This window comes from Pedobacter cryoconitis (genome assembly GCF_003259615.1).
Taxonomy (GTDB): domain Bacteria; phylum Bacteroidota; class Bacteroidia; order Sphingobacteriales; family Sphingobacteriaceae; genus Pedobacter; species Pedobacter cryoconitis.
Map to the genome: position 1 here is coordinate 1 of NZ_QLLR01000077.1, position 1,388 is coordinate 1,388.

A 1,388-nucleotide genomic window follows, 5' to 3' on the forward strand; every position below is an offset into this window, starting at 1 on the left:
GGTCTTGTCCGGTTTTTAGTTTACAGTTTTGAAGAGTGAATATTTCTACTTAAAACTATACATTATGATTTGATTGTAACTACATCTGGCACTTTTTTCTTTCTGGTATTTTTCCAGTATTTTATCAATGGTTCAGTAGTTTGATGAGCAACTTCTGGAGTTAGAAAACTACAACTCATATGTGGTCTAATATTATTGTAGGCTTCTATTGCTGTTTTTACTGCGAATAATGCTTCAGTTCGGGATTTGAATATCCTGCTTAGTTTAAATTCAGTTTTTAGAATACCATTTATCCTTTCAGCAATTGGATTTTCATAAGCTTCACCATGCTGGGTCATACTAATCGATATTCTGTACTCATTAAGAAGAATGATGTAATCATAACTGCAATATTGTACTCCCCTGTCAGAATGATGAGTTAAGGATAATCCGCATGATCGGTTCTTTAAGGCCATTTTTAAAGCCGTAATAGTTCCATCATTTGTTAGGTTATAGTGTAAACAGTATCCCATGATCTTTCTTGAGTAAGCATCTGTAACCAGGCTTAAATAGTTGAAATCATAACCTATACAGATAAACGTGATGTCTGATACCCAAAGCTGTTCAGATCTTTCAACCAAAATATTTTTCGCAAGATCAGGGTACCTTCTTAACAAATGATTAGACTGGGTAGTACGTGGTTTATGAGAATTTCGGGTGATTAATAATCCGTTTTTTCTGAGTAAAGTATTTAATTTATCTCTACCCATCTTGATTCCATGACTTCTTAAAGGTTGATAAAGACATCTATACAATTTATGTAAGCCAAGACCAGGGAGCTCTCTTCTTAACAAGGCTACCATCTCTAAGACTATAACCTCAGTCTGATCAACCTCCTGAGTATACCAGTTTCTGATATAAAATGCTTGTCGGCTTTTACCAAACAATCTACAAAGTGGACCAACTCCCATCCTTGTAATATGCCTCTCTTTGATAAGCATTACTGTTTGGTACCATGCTTTTTTCGCAATGGTACTTTTAACTCTTTTTCTGCATAATCAATCATGGAGTTGAGTCCATAGATAAGCACATTCGCTTTATCCAAGGATTTCTCTAATTGCCTGATTCTAGCCTGAAGAGCTTTGGAATCTTTAACTTTGGGATCCATAGGTAATAAAGATACAGCTCCTTTTTCTAATTTTTTCTTATAAATACTTACCCAATTGGTGAGCATATGGACACTGGGTAAATGGTGCATTTTTGCAACAGCTTTGGCAGGTAGATTCTGATAAACTACCATAATAACTAGCTTTTCTCTAAAGGTTTTGGAGTAAGTTTTTGGCTCCGTTTCTAGTGCTTTCATTTGAGTCAATTAACTCAAAACTGTAAACCTATATCCGTATAAGACC

General features: G+C 34.9%; 2 protein-coding genes. Both read right to left on the bottom strand.

The window, feature by feature from the left end; all coding sequences use genetic code 11:
• Positions 1-62 precede the first annotated feature (62 nt).
• Complete coding sequence (locus LY11_RS26435; RefSeq protein ID WP_170132800.1) at positions 63-980, bottom strand: IS3 family transposase; 918 nt, start codon at positions 978-980, stop codon at positions 63-65.
• A complete protein-coding gene (locus LY11_RS26440) occupies positions 980-1,342 on the bottom strand; it encodes a hypothetical protein (protein ID WP_111636572.1) in 363 nt (120 codons plus the stop codon). Before LY11_RS26440 ends, LY11_RS26435 begins: the two co-directional genes overlap by 1 nt.
• Positions 1,343-1,388 lie beyond the last annotated feature (46 nt).

What these genes read in the sequence shown, in the direction of transcription:
- LY11_RS26435 (WP_170132800.1), bottom strand. Translation starts at nt 980, where the DNA reads ATGCTTATCAAAGAGAGGCATATTACAAGGATGGGAGTTGGTCCACTT.
- LY11_RS26440 (WP_111636572.1), bottom strand. Translation starts at nt 1,342, where the DNA reads ATGAAAGCACTAGAAACGGAGCCAAAAACTTACTCCAAAACCTTTAGA.